Annotated in this window: 23 protein-coding genes; 16 read left to right on the top strand and 7 right to left on the bottom strand. The window is 71.5% G+C overall.

Annotated elements, in window-relative coordinates:
- Positions 1–169: 169 nt before the first annotated feature.
- Positions 170–943: a methyltransferase domain-containing protein gene (locus ABD832_RS07345; protein ID WP_344890230.1), complete on the top strand. Its 774-nt coding sequence runs from the start codon at positions 170–172 to the stop codon at positions 941–943.
- Positions 944–1,078: 135 nt separating this feature from the next.
- On the opposite strand, the gene ABD832_RS07340 is transcribed toward ABD832_RS07345, so the two are convergent.
- The 3 genes from ABD832_RS07340 to ABD832_RS07330 form a co-directional block, all read right to left on the bottom strand.
- Complete coding sequence (locus ABD832_RS07340; protein WP_344890227.1) at positions 1,079–1,846, bottom strand: glucose 1-dehydrogenase; 768 nt, start codon at positions 1,844–1,846, stop codon at positions 1,079–1,081.
- A 161-nt stretch (positions 1,847–2,007) separates the two neighbouring features.
- On the bottom strand, positions 2,008–2,862 hold the full coding sequence (locus tag ABD832_RS07335) for a helix-turn-helix transcriptional regulator (protein WP_344890224.1): 855 nt from the start codon (positions 2,860–2,862) through the stop codon (positions 2,008–2,010).
- Positions 2,822–3,457 carry a GNAT family N-acetyltransferase gene (locus ABD832_RS07330; protein ID WP_344890221.1) on the bottom strand — a complete coding sequence of 212 codons (636 nt, stop codon included), beginning with the start codon at positions 3,455–3,457 and terminating at the stop codon, positions 2,822–2,824. Before ABD832_RS07330 ends, ABD832_RS07335 begins: the two co-directional genes overlap by 41 nt.
- Before the next feature lie 226 nt (positions 3,458–3,683).
- Between ABD832_RS07330 and ABD832_RS07325 the strand changes: the two genes are divergently transcribed.
- The 10 genes from ABD832_RS07325 (at position 3,684) to ABD832_RS07280 (ending at position 12,848) form a co-directional block, all read left to right on the top strand.
- The gene (locus ABD832_RS07325; protein WP_344890218.1) at positions 3,684–5,654 is read left to right on the top strand and encodes a glycosyltransferase family 2 protein; all 1,971 of its coding nucleotides are present in this window, start codon (positions 3,684–3,686) and stop codon (positions 5,652–5,654) included.
- A gap of 68 nt (positions 5,655–5,722) precedes the next feature.
- A complete protein-coding gene (locus ABD832_RS07320; RefSeq protein WP_344890215.1) occupies positions 5,723–6,766 on the top strand; it encodes an energy-coupling factor ABC transporter permease in 1,044 nt (347 codons plus the stop codon).
- Positions 6,767–6,813: 47 nt separating this feature from the next.
- A complete protein-coding gene (gene cbiQ, locus ABD832_RS07315) occupies positions 6,814–7,530 on the top strand; it encodes a cobalt ECF transporter T component CbiQ (RefSeq protein WP_344890212.1) in 717 nt (238 codons plus the stop codon).
- Positions 7,531–7,619: 89 nt separating this feature from the next.
- Positions 7,620–8,351, top strand: a complete 732-nt coding sequence (locus ABD832_RS07310) for an energy-coupling factor ABC transporter ATP-binding protein (protein WP_344893369.1) — start codon at positions 7,620–7,622, stop codon at positions 8,349–8,351.
- A gap of 238 nt (positions 8,352–8,589) precedes the next feature.
- Positions 8,590–8,958: an STAS domain-containing protein gene (locus ABD832_RS07305; protein WP_344890209.1), complete on the top strand. Its 369-nt coding sequence runs from the start codon at positions 8,590–8,592 to the stop codon at positions 8,956–8,958.
- Between the two features lie 33 nt (positions 8,959–8,991).
- Positions 8,992–9,765, top strand: coding sequence for an SDR family NAD(P)-dependent oxidoreductase (locus ABD832_RS07300; RefSeq protein WP_344890206.1), 774 nt, complete (start codon positions 8,992–8,994; stop codon positions 9,763–9,765).
- 10 nt (positions 9,766–9,775) lie between these two features.
- The gene (locus tag ABD832_RS07295) at positions 9,776–10,540 is read left to right on the top strand and encodes a crotonase/enoyl-CoA hydratase family protein (protein ID WP_344890203.1); all 765 of its coding nucleotides are present in this window, start codon (positions 9,776–9,778) and stop codon (positions 10,538–10,540) included.
- A 146-nt stretch (positions 10,541–10,686) separates the two neighbouring features.
- Positions 10,687–11,334: a rhomboid family intramembrane serine protease gene (locus ABD832_RS07290; protein ID WP_344890200.1), complete on the top strand. Its 648-nt coding sequence runs from the start codon at positions 10,687–10,689 to the stop codon at positions 11,332–11,334.
- A 313-nt stretch (positions 11,335–11,647) separates the two neighbouring features.
- Positions 11,648–12,232 (top strand): GntR family transcriptional regulator, encoded by a 585-nt coding sequence (locus ABD832_RS07285; RefSeq protein WP_344890197.1) that lies wholly within the window; start codon positions 11,648–11,650, stop codon positions 12,230–12,232.
- A 208-nt stretch (positions 12,233–12,440) separates the two neighbouring features.
- Entirely contained in the window at positions 12,441–12,848 is a 408-nt protein-coding gene (locus tag ABD832_RS07280) for a BlaI/MecI/CopY family transcriptional regulator (RefSeq protein WP_344890194.1), read from the top strand.
- A 45-nt stretch (positions 12,849–12,893) separates the two neighbouring features.
- On the opposite strand, the gene serC is transcribed toward ABD832_RS07280, so the two are convergent.
- Both serC and ABD832_RS07270 read right to left on the bottom strand, forming a co-directional pair.
- Entirely contained in the window at positions 12,894–14,003 is a 1,110-nt protein-coding gene (serC, locus tag ABD832_RS07275) for a phosphoserine transaminase (protein ID WP_344890192.1), read from the bottom strand.
- Between the two features lie 142 nt (positions 14,004–14,145).
- Positions 14,146–15,252 carry a citrate synthase 2 gene (locus tag ABD832_RS07270; RefSeq protein WP_344890189.1) on the bottom strand — a complete coding sequence of 369 codons (1,107 nt, stop codon included), beginning with the start codon at positions 15,250–15,252 and terminating at the stop codon, positions 14,146–14,148.
- Between the two features lie 169 nt (positions 15,253–15,421).
- Between ABD832_RS07270 and pdxH the strand changes: the two genes are divergently transcribed.
- The 4 genes from pdxH to ABD832_RS07250 all read left to right on the top strand — a co-directional run bounded on the left by pdxH (position 15,422) and on the right by ABD832_RS07250 (position 20,298).
- Positions 15,422–16,075 (top strand): pyridoxamine 5'-phosphate oxidase, encoded by a 654-nt coding sequence (gene pdxH, locus ABD832_RS07265; protein WP_344890186.1) that lies wholly within the window; start codon positions 15,422–15,424, stop codon positions 16,073–16,075.
- A gap of 346 nt (positions 16,076–16,421) precedes the next feature.
- On the top strand, positions 16,422–17,126 hold the full coding sequence (locus ABD832_RS07260) for an iron-dependent transcriptional repressor DtxR (RefSeq protein ID WP_344890183.1): 705 nt from the start codon (positions 16,422–16,424) through the stop codon (positions 17,124–17,126).
- 117 nt (positions 17,127–17,243) lie between these two features.
- Entirely contained in the window at positions 17,244–19,469 is a 2,226-nt protein-coding gene (locus tag ABD832_RS07255) for an ATP-binding SpoIIE family protein phosphatase (protein ID WP_344890180.1), read from the top strand.
- A 52-nt stretch (positions 19,470–19,521) separates the two neighbouring features.
- A complete protein-coding gene (locus ABD832_RS07250; RefSeq protein WP_344890177.1) occupies positions 19,522–20,298 on the top strand; it encodes an alpha/beta fold hydrolase in 777 nt (258 codons plus the stop codon).
- A gap of 147 nt (positions 20,299–20,445) precedes the next feature.
- Here the strand turns inward: ABD832_RS07250 and ABD832_RS07245 are convergent, their stop codons facing one another.
- Positions 20,446–20,607: a hypothetical protein gene (locus tag ABD832_RS07245; protein ID WP_344890174.1), complete on the bottom strand. Its 162-nt coding sequence runs from the start codon at positions 20,605–20,607 to the stop codon at positions 20,446–20,448.
- A gap of 103 nt (positions 20,608–20,710) precedes the next feature.
- Between ABD832_RS07245 and ABD832_RS07240 the strand changes: the two genes are divergently transcribed.
- The gene (locus tag ABD832_RS07240; protein ID WP_344890171.1) at positions 20,711–21,259 is read left to right on the top strand and encodes a hypothetical protein; all 549 of its coding nucleotides are present in this window, start codon (positions 20,711–20,713) and stop codon (positions 21,257–21,259) included.
- Positions 21,260–21,391: 132 nt separating this feature from the next.
- On the opposite strand, the gene ABD832_RS07235 is transcribed toward ABD832_RS07240, so the two are convergent.
- Entirely contained in the window at positions 21,392–22,537 is a 1,146-nt protein-coding gene (locus tag ABD832_RS07235; protein WP_344890168.1) for an acyl-CoA dehydrogenase family protein, read from the bottom strand.
- Between the last annotated feature and the right edge of the window lie 113 nt (positions 22,538–22,650).

Raw genomic sequence — 22,650 nt, 5'->3', positions numbered from 1 at the left:
GCGGCGATGCGATGGCGAAGCCGGTGACGACCTCCCGATCACCGACAGGGGCCGATCCTCGTACGGAGGCGAGGGTGCCGGTCCGAGGCGGCCGGTGAGTGTGCCGATGCTCGCCGGTCCGGATGCCGCGCTTGACGTCAAGCGGGCTTCAAGCCGCAGGATCCCCGCCATGGACAAGACTCAGACGACAGGCCGTACCGGTGACCGCACCGACGCGCTCATCGCCCTGCTCGACATCGCGGACGCCCTTCCCGGGGCGGGCGAACTGCGTGCGCGCTCCTACGAGCTGCTCGGCGTCGCACCGGACACGACGATGGCCGACGTCGGGTGCGGGTCCGGCCGCGCGGTCGCGGAGATGGCCGAGCGAGGCGCGCGGGCGGTCGGCGTCGACCTCGATGAGCGAATGGTCACCGTGGCCCGCGGTCGCAGGCCCGCCATGGACTTCCGGGTGGCGAGCGCCTACGAGCTGCCCTTCGCCGACGGCGAGCTGCACGGCTACCGGGCGGAGAAGGTGTACCACGTCCTGGACGACCCCGCCCGCGCGGTCGGTGAGGCGCGGCGCGTGCTCGCCCCCGGGGGACGCATCGTGCTGATCGGGCAGGACTGGGACACCTTCGTCATCGACGCCGACGACGCCGTGCTCACCCGTACCATCGTGCACGCGCGCGCCGACCTGGTCACCGATCCGCGCGTCGTCCGCCGCCACCGTGCCCTCCTCCTCGACGCGGGCTTCGCCGACGTCACCGTCGAGGTCCACACTGGCGTCTTCACCGACGCGACGATGGTGCCCGTGCTGGCCGACCTCGCCGAAGGAGCGCGCTCGGCCGGGGTGATCAGCGACGCGCAGGCCGAGGCCTGGCTCGCCGAGCAGCGTGAACGGGGCCGTCGTGGGCGGTTGTTCCTCGCCCTCCCGCTGTTCGTGGCCGCGGCCACGCGCCGGTGACCGCCCGGCGTCGCGTCCGGAACCGCGCCGGACGGTGACGGCGCCGGACGGTAACAGGGTCGGACGGGAACGGCGCCGGACGGTAACGGGATCGGATGGGAACCGTGCCGGACGGGAACGGGGTCGCCTCGGGTGTCAGGAGGCGACGGCGACGAGGCCGCCGTCGATGATCAGGTCCTGCCCGTTGACGTAGGACGCGTCGTCGGAGGCGAGAAAGGCGACCGCGCCGGCGACGTCCTCGGGGGTGCCGATCCGGCCGGAGGCCACCGTGGCGATGACGGCGGCCTGGGCCTCCGCGGAGATGTTGGCGTGGAACATCGGGGTCTCGATGTAGCCGGGGCTCACGGAGTTGACCCGGATCCCCCGGGGCCCCAGGTCGGCCGCGAGAGTGCGCGTCAGGGTGTGCACCGCGGCCTTGGTCGCCGCGTACAGGGAGGCGCCGGGCATGCCGCGGTGCGCCGTCCACGACGCGTTGATCACGATCGCGGCGTGGCCGGACAGCAGCGGGAGGACCTTCTGCAGGGTGAAGAACACGCCCTTGACGTTGATGCCCATGACACGGTCGTACTCGGCCTCGGTGATCTCGCCGGCCGGCTGGAACGAGGCGACGCCCGCGTTGGCGAAGACCACGTCCAGCCGCCCGTACCGGTCCCGGATCGAGGTCGTGAGCGCGTCCAGGTCGTGAAGGTCGGCCGTCTCGCCGCGCACCGCCAGGACGCGGTCCCCGCCGTCCAGAGCCGAGACCGCCTCGTCGAGCCTGGTCCGGTCGCGTCCGGTGACGACCACCCGTGCGCCTTCGTCGAGCAGCCTTCGTGCGGTCGCCAGCCCTATGCCGCTGGTGCCGCCGGTGATGAGCGCGATCCTGTCGTCGAACCGTGAGGTTCGGGAGATGCCGTACGTCATGGGAGTCAGCGTGCCGGGGGGCGCGCGGGGTGAACAGTGCGGGCGTATCCGGGGAGTGCCACCACCACCTTCGCCGGAGCGGCGAGTCGGCCGCGGGGAGCCGGCAGCGGGGGAGCCGTCCGCGGGGGAACCGTTCGAGCCGGTGGCGGTCCGCAGGGCGGTCACGCCGGAGCGGTGAGCCGGGTGCGCGGGAGCCGTTCGAGCCGGTCGGCGGTCCCGGTGCCGGGCCGCGGGTTGTACAGCTCCAGATGCCAGCCCGGGTGGTCGGTCACCGCCAGGGGCGTCATGTCGAAGAACAGGTCACCGGCCTCGGGGTGACGCACCGCCTTCACCGCCTGGGCCGGGTGGCCGACGTCGTGGCGCGCCCACAGCCCGGCGAACTCCGCGCTCACCGCGCTCAGGTCGCCGACCAGCCGGTCGAACTCCGGATCCCCGGGAGTGTGCGCCGCGTCGGCGCGGAAGGCGGCGACGACGAGGGGGGCGGCCGCCTCCCAGTGGGCGTGCGCGTCGCGGTAGCGGGCGCTCGTGAAGAACGTGATCAGGCAGTTGTGGTCGGTGTCGCCGTACCCGAACACCGTCCGGGCCGCGTCGTTGACCGCGAGCAGGTTCCAGTGGCGGTCCCGCAGCACCGCGGGGCGCGGGGCCCACGCGTCGAGCAGGTGCCGCAGCTCCGGGGTGACCGCGGCGTCGCGCGTCACGCGGGCCCGGGGCGGGTTGAGACCGGCCAGCAGGTACAGGTGCGCGCGTTCGGGCCCGTCCATGCGCAGCGCCCCGGCGATCGCGTCGAGCACCTCGGCCGAGGCGTTGATGTCGCGGCCCTGTTCGAGCCAGGTGTACCAGGACACGCCGACCCCGGCCAGCACGGCGACCTCCTCGCGCCGCAGCCCCGGCGTCCGGCGCCTGCCCGCCACCGCCATGCCGACGTCGCCGGGCGTGAGCCGTGCCCTGCGGGTGCGCAGGAAGACTCCGAGCTGCTCACGGCGCCGCCGCGTCGCCGCGGGGGGTTCGCTGGTCATGCGCCGTGTAACGACGGCCGGTGCCGGCCGATTCCTGGCGCAGGTCGCGACGCCAGGTGAGCAGGGTGATGCGATCCCCCTTGCGCTCGAAGGTGACCGGTTCGGCGTCCGTCAGGTGGAAGCCGGCGGCGCGCGCCACCGCGACGCTCGCCCCGTTCGCCGGGTCGGCGCGCAGGACCAGGCCGCGCATCCCCAGGGACGTGGCGGCGTACCCGGCCATCACCTCGACGGCGCGCACCGCCAGCCGCCGTCCCCGGTACCGGGCGCCGATCGCGTACGCGACCTCGGCCACCCCGTCGTCGTCGGCCGTGCGGAAGAGCAGCACCTCTCCCCGTGCCCGGTGGCCGTCGTCGGTGACGGCGAGCTGCACGCCGCGGTCGGCGGCACGCGCCGCGCGGGCCCGGGACAGGTACTCCCGGGCGGCGTCGGCGTCGAACGGCGAACGCAGCGGGGTCCAGCGGGCGACCTGAGGCTCGTCGAAGAGGGCGACCATGGCGGGCAGGTCGTCGTCGGTCCACTCGCGCAGGTGCAGCCCGAGGCCGGACAGCCGGATGTGGGAGGGGAAACGGTTCGCGATCTCGTCCGGTGCCGTCATGACGTCGATTCTGCGGGCAGGCGACTCTTGTGATCAAGGTCGTGGGACAGGGCCCCGGCGGGGTGGCGTCTCGTGCAAGCCGTACGAATCGGGGGCTTTCCCGCGACGGGCCGCTGCCCGGTGGTGATTCGGGGAGGTAAGAGCTGGGATTCGCCACGTGCGATCACTCTCCCGTCACATACTGAGACACTGTACAAGCGGAGAGTGACCGACGAGGGGCGCGGCGGTGACGGTAACGATCCTTCAGCGAGTCCGCACGGGGCCGGACGGCTGTGACATCACGGACGGCTGTGACATCAAGGGCGGCCCTGGCGTCACGGACGACCGTGACGCCACGGGCGGCCGGGACATCACGAGAGAGGAGACGGTCCGGTCCGACGTCGACGTCACCGTGATCGTCCCCCTGCACAACTGCCGTCCCTATCTGGACAGGTGCCTGACCTCGCTGCTGATCCAGCGGGTGGCCCTGGAGGTGGTCGTCGTCGACGACGGCTCCACCGACGGCGGCGGGGCGCTGGCCGACCTGTACGCCTCCTACCACCGGGGCGTGGTCCGCGTCGTCCGGCAGGAGGCCTCCGGCGGCGCCGGGCGCCCGCGCAACGTCGGGCTCTCCCACGCGCGCGGCAGGTACGTCTTCTTCTGCGACGCCGACGACTACCTCGGCCCCCAGGCGCTGGAGCGGATGCTCGCCATGGCCGACCGCAACGGGTCGGACATCGTGCTGGGGAAGATCGTGGGGCACGACCGCAGGGTGCCGGTCTCGATGTTCAAGGAGAACGCCGAACGGGTGCCGCTCGGCGACAGCGCGGTCTACAACAGCCTGAGCTGCTTCAAGCTGTTCCGCAGACAGATGCTGGAGCGGCACGCCATCCGCTTCGACGAGACGCTCCTGGTGGGTGAGGACGTGGTCTTCACCACCCACGCCTACTGCCACGCCGACGTGATCTCGGTGGTCGCCGACTACGACTGCTACCACCTGGTCGACCGGCCCGACGGGACCAGCATCATGCAGCGCCCGGGCAGCCGGGACCCGGTCTCCTGGCTTCGGATGATCAAGAAGCCGATCGGGGTGATGCTCGCCCACGTGCGTCCGGGCGAGCTGCGCGACCACCTGCTGCGGCGGCACTTCCGGATGGACGCCTTCGGCAACCTGGGCAGGCCCTTCCTGGAGGCGGGGGAGGTCGAGCGCAAGGAGATCGTCGCAGAGGTGGCCGACATGTGCGAGCGGTGGCTGACCGACGGGGTCCGCGACCGGCTCCCGGCGATCGACCGGAGCCGGATCGCCGCGCTGGAGGACATCGACCGCCTGGTGCGGCTGGCCCACATCGAGTCGGCCGCGGTCCGCAGGGAGCTGACCGCGCTCCGCTGGGAGGGGGCGGGGCGGCTGGCCGTGTCGGGCAAGGTGGCGCTGAGCACGCTGGAGCGCTACGACCGGCCGGAGATCGCGGGCGGGGACCCGGCCCTGCTGCTGCGCCGCAGGCACTCGGGCGCCGGCCCGGCGGAGGAGGTCGTGATCCCGGTGACCGGCGACTGCGCCGAGTTCACCGGGATCGTGGACGTCACCGCCCTGGCCGCGGGCATCTGGGACGTCCACGTCGGCGTCACCTTCGAGGGCGTGCGCAGGATCGCCAGGCTCGGGGCCGACCGGGACGGGATCGTCGTCCCGCCCGCGCCGCGGGTGGCCGGGGACGTGGTCGCCCTGCCGTACTTCACCCGTCCCTACGGCAACCTCAGCCTGGACATCGGCGGGTACGTGGTCCCGGTGCCGGGGGGCGCCAGGCTGGTGCGCGCCCGCTGGACGGCCGGGCACCGGCTGGTGCTCGACGGCCAGGCCGTGGTGGGAACGGCCTGGCCGGCCGGGAAGGCGGTGCGCCACCTCGTCTGGCGGGAGCGCGAGTCCGGGCGGGAGCGGCGCGAGCCGGTCGCGGTCGGCGGGGACGGCACGTTCACGGCCTGCCAGGCGATGGGCCGGCTGGGCCCGGGGACGTGGGACGCCTACCTGGAGCTGGACCTGGGCGGGCCGCCCGCGCGTTTCCGGATCGAGGCGGTGCCCGAGGTGATCGAGCATCCGCGTACCTGGTGGCGGGGGGCGACCCGGTGGAGCGTCCGGCCCTACGCCACCGCGGGCAAGGGGCGGCTCAGCACGGTGGTGCGCACCCTGGGCCCCCGGACGTTCATCAGGCGCATCGTTCGCTAATGCCAATATGTTGCAACTACAAGTCCATGGCCTAAAGTGGGGTCACATCCGCACCTCGGAGGCTTGTCGTGCACGTACCCGATGGCTTTTTCAACGCGGCCGTGTCGCTGTCGGCGGGAGTCGTGGCCGCCGCGGGCGTCACCGTCTGCCTGCGCGGTGCCCGCCGTGAACTCGACGACCGCACGGCCCCGATGGCGGGCCTGGTCGCCGCCTTCGTCTTCGCGGTCCAGATGCTCAACTTCCCGGTCGCCGCGGGCACCAGCGGTCACCTCCTCGGAGGGGCGCTCGCCGCGATACTCGTCGGCCCCTACACGGCGGTGCTCTGCGTGGCCGTGGTGCTGCTCGTGCAGGCGTTCTTCTTCGCCGACGGCGGGCTGACCGCGCTGGGCGTCAACATCACCCTGATGGGCGTCGTCGCGGTGCTGGTCGCGTGGGGCGTCTTCCGCCTGATCACCCGGAGCGTGCGGGGCAGGGGGGCCGTGGTGGCGGCCTCGTTCGTCGCGGCGCTGCTCTCGGTGCCCGCCTCGGCGCTGGCGTTCACGCTGCTGTTCTGGATCGGCGGCACCGCGCCGATCGAGATCGGCACGGTGGCCGCGGCCATGGGCGGCGTGCACCTGCTGATCGGCATCGGGGAGGGCCTGATCACCGCCGTCACGGTCAGCACGGTGCTGGCCGTCCGGCCCGACCTGGTGTACGGCGCCAGGGGGCTCGCCGCGCCGCTGGTGCTGCGCGGCGCGGACGGGGACGTGACCGTCGTCCCGGGCGCCCCGGCCCCGGCCGCGACCCCTCGCGGTCCCGGCTGGTTCCTGCCGGCCGGTGTCGCGGTGGCCGCGCTGCTGGCGGGCGTGGTCAGCTTCTACGCCTCCTCCTCGCCGGACGGCCTGGAGCGGGTCGCCCAGGACAAGGGCTTCATCGGCCAGGCGGCCGACCACGCGCTGGGCGAGCAGCCGCTGGCCGACTACGGCGACGCGGGCGGCCTCCCGGTGGGGGTGGCCGGCCTGATCGGCGTCGGTGCCACCCTGGTGACCGGCGGTGGTCTCTTCCTGGCCGTACGCCGCCGGGGCGGGGACGCCGGATCGGCCGACGAGGGCCGGGAAAAGGCCTCCGTCTAGTGGGGGCGGGCCACGCCAGCCGCCTGCACCGGCCCGGGGACACGCTCGTGCACCGGCTTCCGCCCCAGTGCAAGCTGGTGGCGGTGGCCGGTTTCGCGCTGGTCGTGGTCGCCACCCCGCGCGAGTGGTTCTGGGCCTTCGGGCTGTACGCGCTCCTGCTGGCCCTCGTGGCGGTACTGGCCCGCGTTCCGGCCGGGTTCGTGCTGCGCAGGATGGTGGTGGAGGTCCCGTTCGTGGCCTTCGCCCTGGCCATCCCCTTCATCGGGACCGGCGAGCGGACGACCTTCATGGGACTCTCGCTCAGCGTCGCCGGTCTGTGGGCCGCCTGGAACATCCTGGCCAAGGCGACCCTGGGCGTCGCCGCGAGCGTGCTGCTCGCGGCCACCACCGAACCCCGGATGATGCTGCTGGGCGCCCAGCGCCTGAGGCTGCCGCCGCTGCTGGTGCAGATCGCCATGTTCATGCTCCGCTACCTGGACGTCATCCTGGACGAGATGCGCCGGATGCGGGTGGCCAGGGAGTCGCGCGGGTTCGTCGCCAGGGACGTGCGGCACATCCCGGTGATCGCCAGATCGGCCGGCGCGCTCTTCATCCGCTCGTACGAGCGGGGCGAGCGGGTGCACCTGGCGATGCTCAGCCGGGGGTACACGGGCTCGATGCCGATGATCCAGGACGTGTCCGCGGTGTCGCGGCAGTGGCTGGCCGCCGGTATGTTGCCGGGTGCGGCGCTCGCCGTGCTGCTCGGAAGCTGGGGGATCACATGAGCTCGCCCTGGTCCTCGGCGCCCTCATCGTCCTCGGTGTCCTCGGTGTCCTCGTCGTCACCGCTCCCGTCGCCGTCCGGGCCGGTGCCCGTGCCGCCGTCGCTGGAGGTGAGCCGCCTGGCGTACGCCTACCCGGACGGCACGCAGGCGCTGTTCGGCGTGGACCTGCGGGTCGAGCGGGGCGAGCGGGTCGCGCTGCTGGGGCCGAACGGGGCGGGCAAGACCACGCTGGTGATGCACCTCAACGGCATCCTGACCGCGGGGCACGGTACGGTCTCGGTGGCCGGGCTGCCGGTCGGCAAGGGGACGCTCGCGGAGATCCGCAGGCGGGTGGGGCTGGTCTTCCAGGATCCCGACGACCAGCTCTTCATGCCGACCGTCCGCGACGACGTGGCCTTCGGGCCGGCCAACGCCGGGGTGACGGGACAGGAGCTGGAGCGCCGGGTCCGGGACGCGCTGGAGCGCGTGGGCATGCTGGAGACGATCGACCGGCCGCCGCACCACCTGTCGTTCGGGCAGCGCCGCCGGGTCGCGGTGGCGACGGTGCTGGCCATGGAGCCGGAGATCCTGGTGCTCGACGAGCCGTCGTCCAACCTGGATCCGGCCTCCCGGCGCGAGCTGGCCGAGATCCTCCGGGGGCTCGACGTGACCGTGCTGATGGTCACCCACGACCTGCCCTACGCGCTGGAGCTCTGCGAGCGCTCACTGATCCTCTCGGGAGGCGTCATCGCCGCGGACGGGCCGACCCGCGAGATCCTCACCGACGCCGCCCTGCTGGCCGCGCACCGGCTGGAGCTGCCCTACGGGTTCGCTCCGCCCTGAGGAGCCGGGCCCGGGATCGCTTCGAGAGGTCGTCCGGGTCGGGAGGGACGCCGGGCACCGGAGGGGATGCGACCACGGAGAGTAAGGGTTCCGTACGGGGCCGGAAGTGCCGTCGAGGCCGACAGGCAGGGCCCTGCGGGCGTGGCGAGGGTGAACTTCTCCCGAAGAGTCGCGCGCGACCTCGCGCGGAGTGACGGCGAAGTAAAGTAGGTCTGCCCTTCGGGCGCGAGGAGGACTGATGAAGCTACGGCTGGCTCGCCGCGCCGTCGGTGACACCGTGGTGGTGGCCGTCGAGGGTGAGCTCGACCTGTTCACCGCTCCCTTCCTGCGGGACGAGATCCGTGAGGCGATCAAGCTGGACGGCTCCCGGCTGGTCCTCGATCTCACCGCGCTGTCCTTCATGGACTCCAGCGGGCTGTCGGTGCTGATCGAGGCGTGGCGGCTGGCCACGGGCGAGGGCGGCGGCGTCTGCCTGGCGGCCCCCCAGGCGCCGGTGGCCAGGATCCTCCGCACCACCGGCCTGGACCGGAGGATCAAGGTCTACCCGGACGTGGGCAGCGCCGTCGGCGAGGTCCAGCGGGGCGGAGATTTACCCCACCCCCAGTAGAACTTCATTCGGTCGGCGCGTTAAAGTCCGCTCATGGACCTGAACGGAGCAGCAGCAATCATCTCGGGCGGCGCCAGTGGCCTCGGCGAGGCCACGGCCCGCGACCTGGCCGCGCACGGCGCCACCGTCGTCATCGCCGACCTCAACGAGGAGCGCGGCAAGTCCCTGGCGGGCGAGCTCGGCGGCGTCTTCGTCAAGACCGACGTGTCGGACGAGGGGCAGGTGCAGGCGGCCGTGGACGCGGCGGTGGCGGTCGGCAGCCCGCTGCGCGTCGTGGTGAACAGCGCGGGCATCGGCTGGGCCAGCCGGACCGTGGGCCGCGACGGCTCGCCCCACGACCTGGCCTCGTACCGCAAGGTCATCGAGGTCAACCTGATCGGCACCTTCAACCTGATGCGCATCGGCGCCGCGGCGATCGCCAGGACCGAGCCGGTCGACGCGGACGGCCAGCGCGGCGTGGTGATCAACACCGCCTCGATCGCGGCGCTGGAGGGGCAGACCGGTCAGGTGGCCTACTCCGCGTCCAAGGGCGGCATCGTCGGCATGACCGTCCCGGCCGCGCGTGACCTCGCCGCCGTCGGCGTGCGCGTCAACACCATCTGCCCCGGCATCATCGACACCCCGATCTACGGCACCTCGCCGGAGTCGGAGGGGTTCAAGGCCAAGCTCATCGCCCCGGTGGCCTTCCCCAAGCGCCTGGGCCTGGCGTCGGAGTTCGCGCACCTGGTCCGCGCGCTGATCGAGAACGACTACATGAACGCCGAGACGATCCGTTTCGACGGCGGCATCCGCTTCCAGCCCAAGTAGGAGTCATCCGGTGTCTGACGAGGTTCTGGTCGACGTGGACGGCGGCGTCGCCGTCATCACGATCAACCGCCCCAAGGCCAGGAACGCCATCAATGGCGCCGTCGCGCGCGGGGTCGCCGCCGCCCTGGACGAGCTGGAGGAGCGCAGGGACGTCTCCGCCTACGTCCTGACCGGCGCCGGTGGCACGTTCTCCTCCGGCATGGACCTCAAGGGGTTCCTGACCGGCGACCTCCCGGTGGTGGAGGGGAAGGGTTTCGGAGGCTTCGTCGAGGCGCCGCCGACGAAGCCGCTCATCGCCGCCGTCGAGGGCTACGCCCTGGCCGGAGGGTGCGAGCTGGCGCTGGCCTGCGACATCATCATCGCCTCCGAGGAGGCCAAGTTCGGGCTGCCCGAGCCCAAGCGCGGCCTGGTGGCCGGTGCGGGCGGCGTGATGCGGCTGCCGCGGCGCATCCCGTACCACGTCGCCATGGAGATCGCCCTGACCGGCGACCACTTCCCCGCCTCCCGGCTGTACGAGCTCGGCCTGGTCAACCACGTCACGCCCGCGGGTGAGGCGCTGGCCACGGCCGTCGAGCTGGCGAAGAAGATCGCCGCCAACGCCCCGCTGGCGCTCGCCGCCACCAAGCGGGTGATGGTCGAGTCCGCGGACTGGAGCCGGGAGGAGATGTTCAGGAAGCAGGGCGAGATCATCAACCCGGTGTTCGGTTCCAAGGACGCCATGGAGGGTGCGGCGGCCTTCGCCGAGAAGCGCGCCCCCCAATGGAAGGGCGAGTAACCCCCTTCAAGGGATTTTCCGCCGGGCGCGATCCAAAAGGGTCGCGCCTGGCGCGTTCACGGCCAAGAGTGCGTACGGTAAAGGTATGGACGAGTGCGGCGGGGGCACGTGACGCCCATCCACCGCTCCGAGGCCGGGAGAAGTGAATGAACGACCACGCCCACGGAACGACCCCCGTCGGCCGCTCCACCGGCGCCGTCCTGAAGCGCAGGGCGGGAAATCTGGCGGCGGGCGCCCTGGGGGCCGCGATCATCAGCGTCCTGATGGTCGGTTCCATGTGGGCGGTCGAGGTCGCCGACTATGTCCTTCCTGCGGAGTTCGACGTCTACGGCATCTGGGCCTGGGATCCCGACGGGCTGGGGGGCATCTTCCTCGCACCCTTCCTGCACGCGGGGTTCGGCCACCTGATGGCCAACTCGCTGCCGCTGCTGGTCCTGGGATTCCTGGCCGCGCTGCGCGGGATCGGCCGGTTCCTGGCCGCCAGCCTGATCATCGTCCTGGTCAGCGGCCTGGGAGTCTGGTTCACCAGCGCGCCGCAGACCCTCACGGTCGGTGCCAGCGGACTGGTCTTCGGCTACTTCGGCTTCGTCGTCGCCCGCGGGCTGTTCGACCACCGGGCCCTGGACATCGTGGTCGGCGTGGGCGTGGCGATCGCCTACTACTCGATCATCTGGGGCGTCCTGCCCGGCGAGGCGGGCATCTCCTGGCAGGGACACCTGTTCGGGCTCCTGGGCGGCGTCTTCGCGGCCTGGGTGGTGCGCCGCAGGCGCCGCGCGCTCTCCCCGGCCCGCTGAGGCACGTCCCGGACCGGGTCCGTCCGGCCGGGACGGCGCCATGATGCTCGGTGGGGACGGGTCACTGCCGGGGTCGCCCCACCGGGACGGCTTGCTGAGCGAGGGACGGTCCGCTCCACTCCGGTCAGGTGAGCGGATGTGCTGATTCGACCTCCTCTGCCCCCCTTCGTGCTGAAGGGCGCCGGGCGGGCCTGTGGACGCCGTACGGAACCTGCGCGGTATCGGGTGGCTTCCCACGCCGGGTGGCGTTCTGCGTCCCTCAGGATCGAATAGGGTCGGCCGGGAGCATCGTCGGGGAGGAGGGCCTGCGGCCATGGGGGACGACACCGCGACCGGCACTTCGACCGGTGGGCCCCGGGTGGTGGTCCGGCGCGCGATCCCCACCGAGCCCGCGGTGCGGGGGTCGGAGTCGCTCTTCGTCACCGAGGCCGCCCGCCAGGGCGTACGGCCCACCCGCAGGATGCTCTACGTCGGCCCCGAGCCGGCCGGTGACGACGTCGCCGCCGCGTTGCGGGTCGAGCCCGGCACGGAGGTCCTGGCCCGCAGGAAGATGATGTTCGCCGACGAGGTGCCCGTACGCGTCGCCACCAGCTACCTCCGCCTGGACCTCTTCGGCGGGACCCCGCTGGCGGACCCGGGTTTCCTGCGGCCCAGCCTGCAGGCCGCGATCGAGGCGCTCGGCCACCGGTTCGGCCACGCCGAGGAGCACCTGGTGGCCCGGCCGCCGTCCCCGTCCGAGACCGGGACGCTCCGGCTCGACCCCGGCGAGTGGGTCGTGCGGATCCTGCGTGCCGCATACTCCCGGGACGGCACCCCGGTGCACGTGCTGGAGACCGTCTGCGCCGCCACGCGTCACGTCTTCCCCATCGCACAGGTCACCGGCGCCGACCAGTTCTGACGGGCGGCCGTCCACCGGTCGTCGTTCACCGGTCGTACGCGTCCGGAAGAGGCCAAACGATCATGTCGAGGGCGATCTGCTATGGCCGCATCGAGGGATTTAAGTGACAATATGACAAAATTTCATGTGTGGACCTGCTCGGCGGCGTGCCCGTACGTGTTCCACAGGGCCGTCACCGCCGGGCGCGATCCTCGAGAGGTGGCCGCGGGTGAACCTGGGATCCCTGGAACGCGCGATCATGGACGTGCTGTGGGGCTGTAAGCAGCCACTGCTGGTCCGCCAGGTACAGGACATGCTGAACCGGGACGAGGAACGGAACCTGGCCTACACCACCGTGCAGACGGTCGCCGAGCGCCTCGTCAGGAAGGGGCTGCTGGAGAGGGCCCCCGCGCGCAACGCCTTCCGCTACACCGCCAGCCGCTCCCGGGACGAACACGTGGCGGGACTGATGCTCGCCGCACTGGAGGGCAGCCCGGACCGGGCCCCGGTGCTCTCCCGCTTCGCCGAGGGGGTGACCCCGGACGACGCCCTGCGCCTGCTGCACGAGCTGGCCCGGCGTACCGGGGAACGGGTGCACGTCTCCGGGACGGGCGGCCTCCCGAGCGTGCTGCCCTGAGACGCCCCGCGGGCCGTCTCCTTCGGGAGACGGCCCGGACGGCGGCTACAGCCGCTCGGTGACGTAGTCGATGCAGGCGGTCAGGGCCTCGACGTCGTCGGGGTCGACGGCCGGGAACATGGCGACGCGCAGCTGGTTGCGGCCGAGCTTGCGGTAGGGCTCGGTGTCGACGATGCCGTTGGCGCGCAGCACCTTCGCGATCGCCGAGGCGTCGACCTCGTCGGCGAAGTCGATCGTGCCGACCACGGTGGAGCGGAACTCCGGCCCGGCGAACGGGGTGGTGTAGGAGGTCTTCTCGGCCCAGGTGTACAGGCGCCGGGCCGAGTCGGCCGTGCGGGCCGTCGTCCAGGCCAGGCCGCCGTTGCCGTTCATCCACTCGATCTGGTCGGCGAGCAGGAAGAGCGTGGCCACCGACGGGGTGTTGTAGGTCTGGTCCTTGGAGGAGTTGTCGATGGCGACCGGCAGGCTGAAGAACTCGGGGACGTAGCGACCGCCGGCGGCGATCTCGTCCACCCGGGCGAGCGCGGCCGGGGACATCAGGGCGATCCACAGGCCGCCGTCGGAGGCGAAGCTCTTCTGCGGGGCGAAGTAGTAGACGTCGAACTCGCTCGCCTCGACCGGCAGGCCGCCGGCGCCGGAGGTGGCGTCGACGAGCACGAGCGAGCCCTCCTCGCCCACCCGCCGGATCGGCATCGCCACACCGGTGGAGGTCTCGTTGTGGGTGAGCGCGTAGACGTCGACGCCCTCCTCGGTCCTGGCCTCGGGGTGGCTGCCGACCTCCGACTTGATCACGGTCGGGTCGCCGAGCCACGGCGCCTTGGCGGCGACGGAGGCGAACTTGGAGGAGAACTCGCCGAAGTGCAGGTGCTGGGACCTCTCGCGGATCAGCCCGAAGGCGGCGATGTCCCAGAACGCGGTCGTGCCGCCGTTGCCGAGGACGACCTCGTACCCCTCGGGGAGGGAGAACAGCTCCGACAGCCCCGCGCGGACGCGCCCGACGAGCGACTTGACCGGCTTCTGGCGGTGAGAGGTGCCCAGGACGGCGGCACCGGAGGCCGCGAGAGCCGAGAGCTGCTCGGGGCGCACCTTCGAGGGCCCGCAGCCGAAACGGCCGTCGGCGGGCTTGATGTCAGAGGGAATCACGATGTCAGCCACCTGACCAGCCTACTGAGCCCGCGGGGCGTTCCAGGACGGGGTCCGGATTCTGAGACGAGACGTGTCAGGAAATGGGCGGCATCCAGGGACGGCTGCCGCGCGGACGTCCGCGCGGCAGCCGTGAGGGAGGAGGCGGAGATCTCTAGACGGAGCCGACGACCTCGGAGGCCCCGGGGACGTCCTGGACCGACCGCTGGGAGGGACCCACGTAGTCGGCGCTGGGGCGGACGAGCCTGCCCGTGCGCTTCTGCTCCAGGATGTGGGCGGCCCAGCCCGCGGTACGGGCGCAGGTGAACATCGAGGTGAACATGGACGAGGGGATCTGGGCGAAGTCCAGGATGACCGCGGCCCAGTACTCGACGTTGGTGGCGAGCACCCGGTCGGGCTTGCGGGCGTGCAACTCCTCCAGGGCCGCCTTCTCCAGCGCCGCGGCGACCTCGTACCGGGGGGCGTCGAGCTCCTTGGCGGTGCGGCGGAGCACGCGCGCCCGGGGGTCCTCGGCACGGTAGACGCGGTGGCCGAAGCCCATGAGCCGCTGGCCCTTGTCGAGCTCGGACTGCACGTACTTCTTGGCGTCGCCGACCTGCTCGACGCCCTCGATCATGTGCAGCACGCGCGCGGGCGCGCCACCGTGCAGCGGCCCGGACATGGCGCCGACCGCACCGCTCAGCGCGGCGGCGACGTCGGCCCCGGTGGAGGCGATGACCCGGGCGGTGAAGGTGGAGGCGTTCATGCCGTGCTCGGCGGCGGACGTCCAGTAGGCGTCGATGGCCTTGACGTGGCGGGGGTCGGGCTCTCCCTGCCAGCGGATCATGAAGCGCTCGACGATGGTCCGGCCCTTGTCGATCTCGCTCTGGGGGACCTCGGGCCTGTCCTTGCCGCGCGAGGACTGGGCGACGAAGCTCAGGGCGGTCACGCTGGCGCGCGCGAGGTCGGCGCGGGCCTGCGCGTCGTCGATGTCGAGCAACGGCTTGAAGCCGTACGTGGTGGCCAGCATGGCCAGCCCGCTCTGGACGTCGACGCGGACGTCACCGGAATGGACAGGAACGGGGCAAGGCTCGGCCGGGGTCAGCCCCGGCTGGAACTCGTTATCGACGAGCAGGCCCCACACGTTCCCGAACGGGACGCGGCCGACCAGCTCTTCGATGTCGACGCCCCGATAGCGGAGGGCGCCCCCTTCTTTGTCCGGTTCCGCGATCTCCGTCTCGAAAGCTACTACGCCTTCGAGCCCGGGTTTGAAGTCGGACATTCTCGGCCGCCTCCCTTTCTTGAAGTCAAAGCCTTGATGTCGAGATACCGGCGGGTCATATTCAACCCCCTGGGGCGAGGCGGTGTGCCGCCGGACCCGCCTGAACGCGATCGCCGCAGGTGGGGGGCGCCGTACGGGCTTCCGGCTCGGCACGCGAGAATACCTTCCCGTGGATGCCGCATCGCGACCGCCTTCGGTGGCGGGACTTCGCCGTACGTATCAGGGACTGCCTCTGCTGGAGGCCGATCTCGCACCCGACCCCGTGTCGCAGTTCGCCGCCTGGTTCGGCGACGCCGTGGACGCCGGGCTTCCCGAGCCGAACGCGACCGTGCTGGCGACGGCCTCGGCGGGCGGCCGGCCGACGGCCAGGACCGTACTGCTCAAGGGGTACGACGAGAACGGGTTCGTGTTCTACACCAACTACGAGTCGCGCAAGGGCCGGGACCTGGCGGAGAACCCGCGGGCCGCCCTGCTGTTCCCCTGGCACTCGATCCGCCGCCAGGTACGGGTCGAGGGGAGGGTGGTGCGGCTGCCCCGCGAGGAGTCGGCCGCCTACTACAGGACCCGCCCCTACGGGTCGCGGATCGGCGCCTGGGCGTCGCGGCAGTCGGCGGTCGTGAACTCCCGGCAGGAGCTGGACGACCGGTACGAGGAGCTGGCGGAGCGCTGGCCCGACGACCCGCCGGTCCCCGACTTCTGGGGCGGGTTCCGCGTGGTGCCCGCGGAGGTGGAGTTCTGGCAGGGCCGTACCGACCGCATGCATGATCGCCTCCGTTACCGCCGCTCCGGTGCCTCCTGGGTGGTCGAACGCCTGGCGCCTTGAGAACGTGCCTAGGGGCCGGACGCCCGACCCCGGGAAACCTGCCCCCTATTCGTTCATATATCCGTGTATGTCCGTTGAGAGGGGAGGGGTGCGGGGTCAGGCGATCTCATTTGCGGGCATCCGGCCGGCCCGCGCCCGCCCGCCGTCCCCGGAGCCGGTCGCCGGCCCCTCGCGGAGGCCGTTCCGGCTGCTCGGGAAGGATTTCATGACCGTCGGTGTTGCTGTCCCTTGTCACCGCGGCCCGTTCTCCCAATAGGGTCGTGTTCTCAAACTTCCACGGTCCCGCGCCGCTCTCCCTGGAACGCCGCGCCATGGACGTAGCATCGAGAGAGGACGGGAGGAAACCTTGACCGCACACGGCCTGATCGACACGACGGAGATGTACCTTCGTACGATCTTCGAGCTGGAGGAGGAGGGCATCGTCCCCCTGCGCGCTCGCATCGCCGAGCGGCTCCAGCAGAGCGGTCCCACGGTCAGCCAGACGGTCGCCCGGATGGAACGCGACGGCCTGGTCCGCGTCGAGGGCGACCGGCACCTGACCATGACCGACCTGGGACGCACGCTCGCCACGCGCGTCATGCGCAAGCACCGGCTCGCGGAGTGCCTGCTCACCCAGGTGATCGGCCTGCCCTGGGAGGAGGTGCACATCGAGGCCTGCCGCTGGGAGCACGTCATGTCCGAGTCGGTGGAGGCGAGGCTGGTCGGCCTGCTGAACAATCCCACCGAGGATCCGCACGGCAACCCGATCCCCGGCCTGGAGGAACTCGGCGTCATCGGCCTGCCCGAGGGCCGCCTGGAGACGCTGCCGTCGATGGCCGCGATGGCCGGACCCAGAGATATACCCGCTGTGGTGCGGCGAATTAGCGAACAAGTGCAAAGCGATCCGGCTGTGATGCTTAAACTCAAGCAAGTTGGGATACAACCCGGACGCGAGGTGACGCTCGCGGCGAGCGACGACGGTGTGCGGGTGACAGGTGATAACGAGGCGGACAATTTCCTTGCGGTTCTCCCGCGAGAGATTGCAGCTCACGTTTTCGTCTCCACACGCTGACCGAGGCCCCTTAGCTCGGTTGGATCCCGTTCGGGAGTCCCTCCGCTCCCAGGCCGAGACTGCAGGAGCAACCGTGGTTCGCTTTGCACACACCCGCCCACGAGGGGCGGTCGCCGGATGAAGCGGTGGGGGGATGTTTCCCAGGACGCCGCCGAGCACCTTACGGCCGGTTCCGTCCTGGACCATGCTGAGATGGCGGTGGTCGTCACCGACAGGTTCAGCAACCTGCTCTACTGGAACCCTTTCGCGGAAAGGCTCTTCGGACGTCCGGGAACGTCCGGGCCCCGCGACCCGTCCCTCTCCCTGGGCATCATGGAGAAGGACCACCCGCTGGCCGTCGAGCTCTCCAAGCACGTCCTCAAGGGCGGCGTCTGGGAGGGCACGTTCGACGTCAGGCGCGGAGACGGAACGATCATCTACGTCCGGGCCCAGGCCGTGCCGCTGCGCCATCCCTCGGGAGCGGTGACGGGCATCGTCATCACCGCCCGCGAGGCGATGCGCAGCAACGAGCGCGAGAAGGACCGCTTCGGGCTGCTGGAACGCATCGGCGAGCGCCTCGCCGGTTCGCTGTACGTCGAGGAGACGCTCAAGCGCGTCGCCGAGATGCTCGTCCCGCAGTTCGCCGACCACTGCTTCATCGAACTGATGGAGGAGGGCCGGATGGTCCGCAGGGTCTCCACCCACGTCCAGGGATGGAGCCCACCGGCCGACACCTGGGCGCCGGTCGGCGCGGAGATCCGCTACCCGGCGGGGCACTACGCCGACACCGCGCTGCGCCGCCAGGAGACGATCCTCGTCGAGGACTTCTCCCAGACCAGCTATCCCAGCACCGGCGAGGCCAACACCCGCCTGGCCGCCGAGATCGGCATGACCTCGGCCATCGTGGCGCCGCTGTGCGTGCGCGGCGAGACCCTGGGACTGATGTACCTGGGGCTGTCCAACCTGACCGACCGGCGCAGCCCGCACTACGACGCCTTCGACCGCGACTTCGTGGGGGCCATCGCCACCCGGGTCGCCCTGGCCGTCGACAACGCCCTGCTGTTCGAGGAGGAGCGGCACACCGCGGAGTCCTTCCAGAAGCACCTGCTGCCCCGCGCGCTGCCGCAGCTCGACGGGCTGGAGATCGCGGTCCGCTACTACCCGGCCGCACCCCTGGCCAGCCACGGGCAGGGCATCCAGACACAGGTCGGCGGCGACTGGTACGACGTCATCCCGCTCTCGGCGGGCCGGGTCGGCATCGTCATCGGCGACGTCGAGGGCAGGGGCGCCAAGGCGGCGGCGGTGATGGGCCAGCTGCGCGCGGCGCTGCGCGCCTTCGCCCAGGACGACAAGCCGCCCGCGGAGATCCTGGCCAGGCTCGACGAGTGGACGCGCATCATCGCCACCCCCGAGCAGGACGAGAGCGGCGCCGACATCAGCATCCCGCCCATCGTCACCTGCCAGTACCTCGTCTACGACGCCTGGTCGCGGCAGCTGTCGTTCGCCAACGCCGGTCACGCCCCCCCGCTGCTGCTCATCGGCAACACCTGCACCGAGCTGGACATCCGCGAGGTCGGCCAGCCGCTGGGCGTACGGGCCAAGGGACTGCACGCGGACCTGGTCTACAAGGAGGAGACGCGCACGCTGCCCCGCGGGGCGGCCCTGCTCCTCTACACCGACGGGCTCGTCGATCGTCGCCCCCTCCGCGACGCCGACGGCCATCCGCCCGACGTCGAGGAGACGCTGGCGCAGCTCTGCGGCAAGCTGGCCGAGCTCACCGACGCCTCCGTCGAGCGCATCGCCGACGTCGCCACCGTCGCGGTGCCCGGCGAGATCGACGACGACATGGCCATTCTCGTGATCAGGTCCGCCTCCGAGGACCTGGCCGTCGAGGAGCGCACCTTCCCGGCCCAGCCGATCATGGTGGGGGAGGCGCGCAGGATGGCCCTGGAGGCGTTCGTCAGCTGGAACGTCCCCGAGGAGCGGGCCGAGCTCGCCTGCCTGCTGGTCTCCGAGGTCGTCACCAACGTCGTGCTGCACGCCGCCACCGCCAGCGTCCCGCGCAGGGAGCTGTCGATGGACGGCCCTCCGCTGCCGTTCGACGAGTCCTGGGACGTCCCCGGCTTCGAGGACGACGTCGTCAACGAGAAGGAGTTCACGCTCCGGCTCAGGCGGGGCGGGGAGTCGGTCTGGGTCGAGGTCTTCGACCAGGACCTGCGGCTGCCGCGCATCCGCAGCGCCGGGGAGAACGACGAGGGCGGCCGGGGTCTCTACCTGGTCGACCAGCTCGCCAGACGCTGGGGCTCGCGCCCCACCAAGGAGGGCAAGGCCGTCTGGTTCGAGATCCCCACCAGGTCGCGCTGAGCCACCGCCGACGAGGCTGGAACGTGCTCCCGATCGGTGGTTGACTCGGGGCATGGAGCTGGCGTTCGAACGGCGAGGTACGGGTCCGTCCCTGGTCCTGCTGCACGGGATCGGGCATCACTGGCAGGCATGGCTGCCAGTGCTGGACCGGCTCGCCACCGAGCGCGACGTGATCGCCGTCGACCTTCCCGGCTTCGGGGTGTCACCGCCGCTGCCGTCCGGCACGCCGTACACGCCCGAGAGCCTGGCGGACGCGATCGAGTCCTTCTTCGCGATCCTGGGCCTGCGCGACCCTCACGTGGCGGGCAACTCCCTGGGCGGCTACGTCGCCCTCGAACTGGCCTCGCGCGCCGTGGTCCGCTCGGCCACCGCGCTGTCTCCGGCGGGGTTCTGGAACCGCACCGAACTCGCGTACGCGCGAGCCGTCCTGCGTCTGAGCAGGGCCTCGGCCAGGAGACTCCCCCCGGACCGCGCGCTCGCCCTCGCCGGGGACCCGCTGGGCCGCACGCTGACCGCGGGCCTGATGGTGGCCCGTCCCGCCGGCCTCTCCCCGCAGGCGCTGCTCGCCGCCCTCCAGGCGCTCGGGGACGCCCCCGGATTCGACGAGACCCTGGCCTCGTTCACCGGGCTGATGCCTCCCGCGCCGCCCAAGGTGCCGGTGACGATCGCCTGGGGTGAGCGCGACCGGCTGCTCGTGCGCCGCCAGGCCGTCCGGGCCGCCCGGTGGTCCGGGCAGCGGGTGAAGCTGCTGCGCGGCTGCGGGCACCTGCCGATGACGGACGATCCCGAGCTGGTCGCGCGCGTGCTGCTGGAGGCGTCGTCCGGGTAGGGCGGATCCCGACCCTCGGGCCCGGCCGGTCGAAGGTCCCGATCCGGCTCGCGGCCGGTGGACAGGTCCCGATCCGGCTCGCGGCCGGTGGACAGGTCCCGATCCGGCTCGCGGCCGGTGGGAGATCCGGCCCGGCTCGCGGCGCGGCTAGCGGAAGGTCTGGCCCCAGACGGCGAGCATCACGATCACGAACACGATCATGACGCCCGCGTACGCCATCGGGCCGAGCCGGAAGGCGCGTCGCACCCGGTTCAGGCCCCAGGCGAACAGGAACGCCAGGAAGACCAGCAGAATCAGCCCGCTGTCCATTCGTCACCATCCCGTGGAGGTCTCCGCTGACCAGTATGCGTCGGCGGAGCCGTTCCCGCGGCCGGTTAACCGTTGTGCCCGGCCCATGAGATCGTTGCGTCTCGTGAACAGAACATCGAAGATGACGCGGGTCCTGCCGGTGGCGATGCTGGCCACCGGCCTCTGCGCGTGTTCGGGCGGGGTGGGCCTGTCCGCGGTGGCGCCGACCGCGACCGTCACGGTGACCGCCTCCACCTCCCCGTCCCTGTCGTCCCCGTCCCCCCTCCTCTCACCGTCGGCCTCGCCCTCGGTCGTCCCCTCGCTCACCCCCTCCGCGTCCGAGACCCCCTCGCCCGACGCGCTCTCGCCGTCACCGTCGGCGAGCATCCCCGGTGGCCGGGGCGTCGACGCCAAGCTGCACGGGCAGCTCGCCCTGCGCGGGGTGGACGCGATCACGGTGACCCCCGAGAGCGACCAGGAGGTGAAGGCGCTCCTGCTGCCGTTCACGGTGGTGAACGACGCGAAGGGAGTGATCTGCAGCAACGGCAAGGCCCCGCGCAGCTGCTCGATGGAACAGCTCCAGGAGGCGTTGCAGAAGGACGTCGTCCTCTTCGCCGAAGTGACGATCAAGGACGGGGTGGCGGTACAGATCGACAAGATCACCGAGGAGTGACGGGGCCGGCGCGAGGACCGGCCGGCCCGGGCATCAGGCCGGGATCCGGGTCGCCGACCGGTCCGGAAGCCGCTCCGGGGCCGGGTTCCCGGACCGCACCGGGGCCGGTCCCGAGACAGGCCGGGGGCCGGTTCAGAAGCCGAAGGAACGGCCGATGATCTCCTTCATGATCTCGGTGGTGCCGCCGTAGATGGTCTGCACCCGGCTGTCGACCCAGGCCTTGGCGACGGGGTACTCCATCATGTAGCCGTATCCTCCGTGCAGCTGGAGGCAGCGGTCGATGACCTTGGTCTGCAGCTCGGTGGTCCACCACTTGGCCTTGGCGGCGTCCACCGCGGTGAGCTCTCCGGCGTTCAGGGCGAGGATGCACCTGTCCACGTAGTGACGGGCGATGTCCACCTCGGTGTCCAGCTCGGCCAGGACGAACCGGGTGTTCTGGAAGCTGCCGATGTTGCGGCCGAAGGCCGTGCGGTTCCTGCAGTACTCGATGGTCGTCCGCAGCACCGTCTCCGCCGCCGCCACCGCCATCACCGCGATGGACAGGCGCTCCTGCGGCAGGTTGGCCATGAGCTGGAAGAAGCCCTGCCCCTCCTGCGGGCCGAGCAGGTTGGCCGCGGGCACCCGGACGTTGTCGAAGAACAGCTCCGCCGTGTCCTGGGCGTGCATGCCGATCTTCTCCAGGTTGCGTCCCCGGGTGAAGCCCTCCATGCCCCGTTCGACGACGAGCAGCGAGATCCCGCGGGCCTTGGCCTCCGGGTCGGTCTTGGCGACCACGACGACCAGGTCGGAGTTGATGCCGTTGGTGATGAAGGTCTTCTGGCCGTTGAGCAGGTAGTGGTCGCCCTGGCGCACGGCCGTCGTCCGGATGCCCTGCAGGTCGCTCCCGGCGCCGGGCTCGCTCATGCCGACCGCCGTGATCAGCTCGCCGCTGACGAACCCGGGCAGCCAGCGTGCCTTCTGCTCGTCGTTCGTGAGATCCACGAAGTACGGGGCCATCACGTCGTTGTGCAGCGAGTAGCCCAGGCCGGTCGCGCCGATCGCCATGACCTCCTCGACGATGACGGTGTTGTAGCGGAAGTCGCTGATCCCCGCCCCGCCGAACTCCTCGGGCACGCCGAAGCCGAACATCCCGATCTCGCCGGCCTTCTTCCACACGTCGCGCGGGACGATGCCGTCCTTCTCCCAGCGGTCGTGGTGGGGGGCGACCTCGCGGGCCAGGAACTCGCGTACGGTCTCCCGGAAGAGCTGGTGCTCCTCCTCGAAAAGGTCTCGCTGCACGGTGTGCCTCCTAGGGTCCGTGGTACAGAATACGATTCTGTTACTTCCAGGTACACCCGGTTCCAGGCCTCCCGCGGCCTTCGTGGGGGTGCGCGGAGATCCGTCCAGATCAC

This window comes from Streptosporangium longisporum (assembly GCF_039534895.1).
Taxonomy (GTDB): domain Bacteria; phylum Actinomycetota; class Actinomycetes; order Streptosporangiales; family Streptosporangiaceae; genus Streptosporangium; species Streptosporangium longisporum.
Note: the sequence above shows the minus strand (reverse complement) of the source record. Positions and strands in the feature narration are given on the sequence as shown.

Coding starts and splice junctions, on each gene's coding strand:
- ABD832_RS07245 (WP_344890174.1), bottom strand. CDS start 20,607: ATGGACAGCGGGCTGATTCTGCTGGTCTTCCTGGCGTTCCTGTTCGCC.
- ABD832_RS07335 (WP_344890224.1), bottom strand. CDS start 2,862: ATGACCAGCGAACCCCCCGCGGCGACGCGGCGGCGCCGTGAGCAGCTC.
- ABD832_RS07290 (WP_344890200.1), top strand. CDS start 10,687: ATGAACGACCACGCCCACGGAACGACCCCCGTCGGCCGCTCCACCGGC.
- ABD832_RS07345 (WP_344890230.1), top strand. CDS start 170: ATGGACAAGACTCAGACGACAGGCCGTACCGGTGACCGCACCGACGCG.
- ABD832_RS07305 (WP_344890209.1), top strand. CDS start 8,590: ATGAAGCTACGGCTGGCTCGCCGCGCCGTCGGTGACACCGTGGTGGTG.
- ABD832_RS07330 (WP_344890221.1), bottom strand. CDS start 3,457: ATGACGGCACCGGACGAGATCGCGAACCGTTTCCCCTCCCACATCCGG.
- ABD832_RS07300 (WP_344890206.1), top strand. CDS start 8,992: ATGGACCTGAACGGAGCAGCAGCAATCATCTCGGGCGGCGCCAGTGGC.
- ABD832_RS07255 (WP_344890180.1), top strand. CDS start 17,244: ATGAAGCGGTGGGGGGATGTTTCCCAGGACGCCGCCGAGCACCTTACG.
- ABD832_RS07250 (WP_344890177.1), top strand. CDS start 19,522: ATGGAGCTGGCGTTCGAACGGCGAGGTACGGGTCCGTCCCTGGTCCTG.
- ABD832_RS07285 (WP_344890197.1), top strand. CDS start 11,648: ATGGGGGACGACACCGCGACCGGCACTTCGACCGGTGGGCCCCGGGTG.
- ABD832_RS07270 (WP_344890189.1), bottom strand. CDS start 15,252: ATGTCCGACTTCAAACCCGGGCTCGAAGGCGTAGTAGCTTTCGAGACG.
- ABD832_RS07340 (WP_344890227.1), bottom strand. CDS start 1,846: ATGACGTACGGCATCTCCCGAACCTCACGGTTCGACGACAGGATCGCG.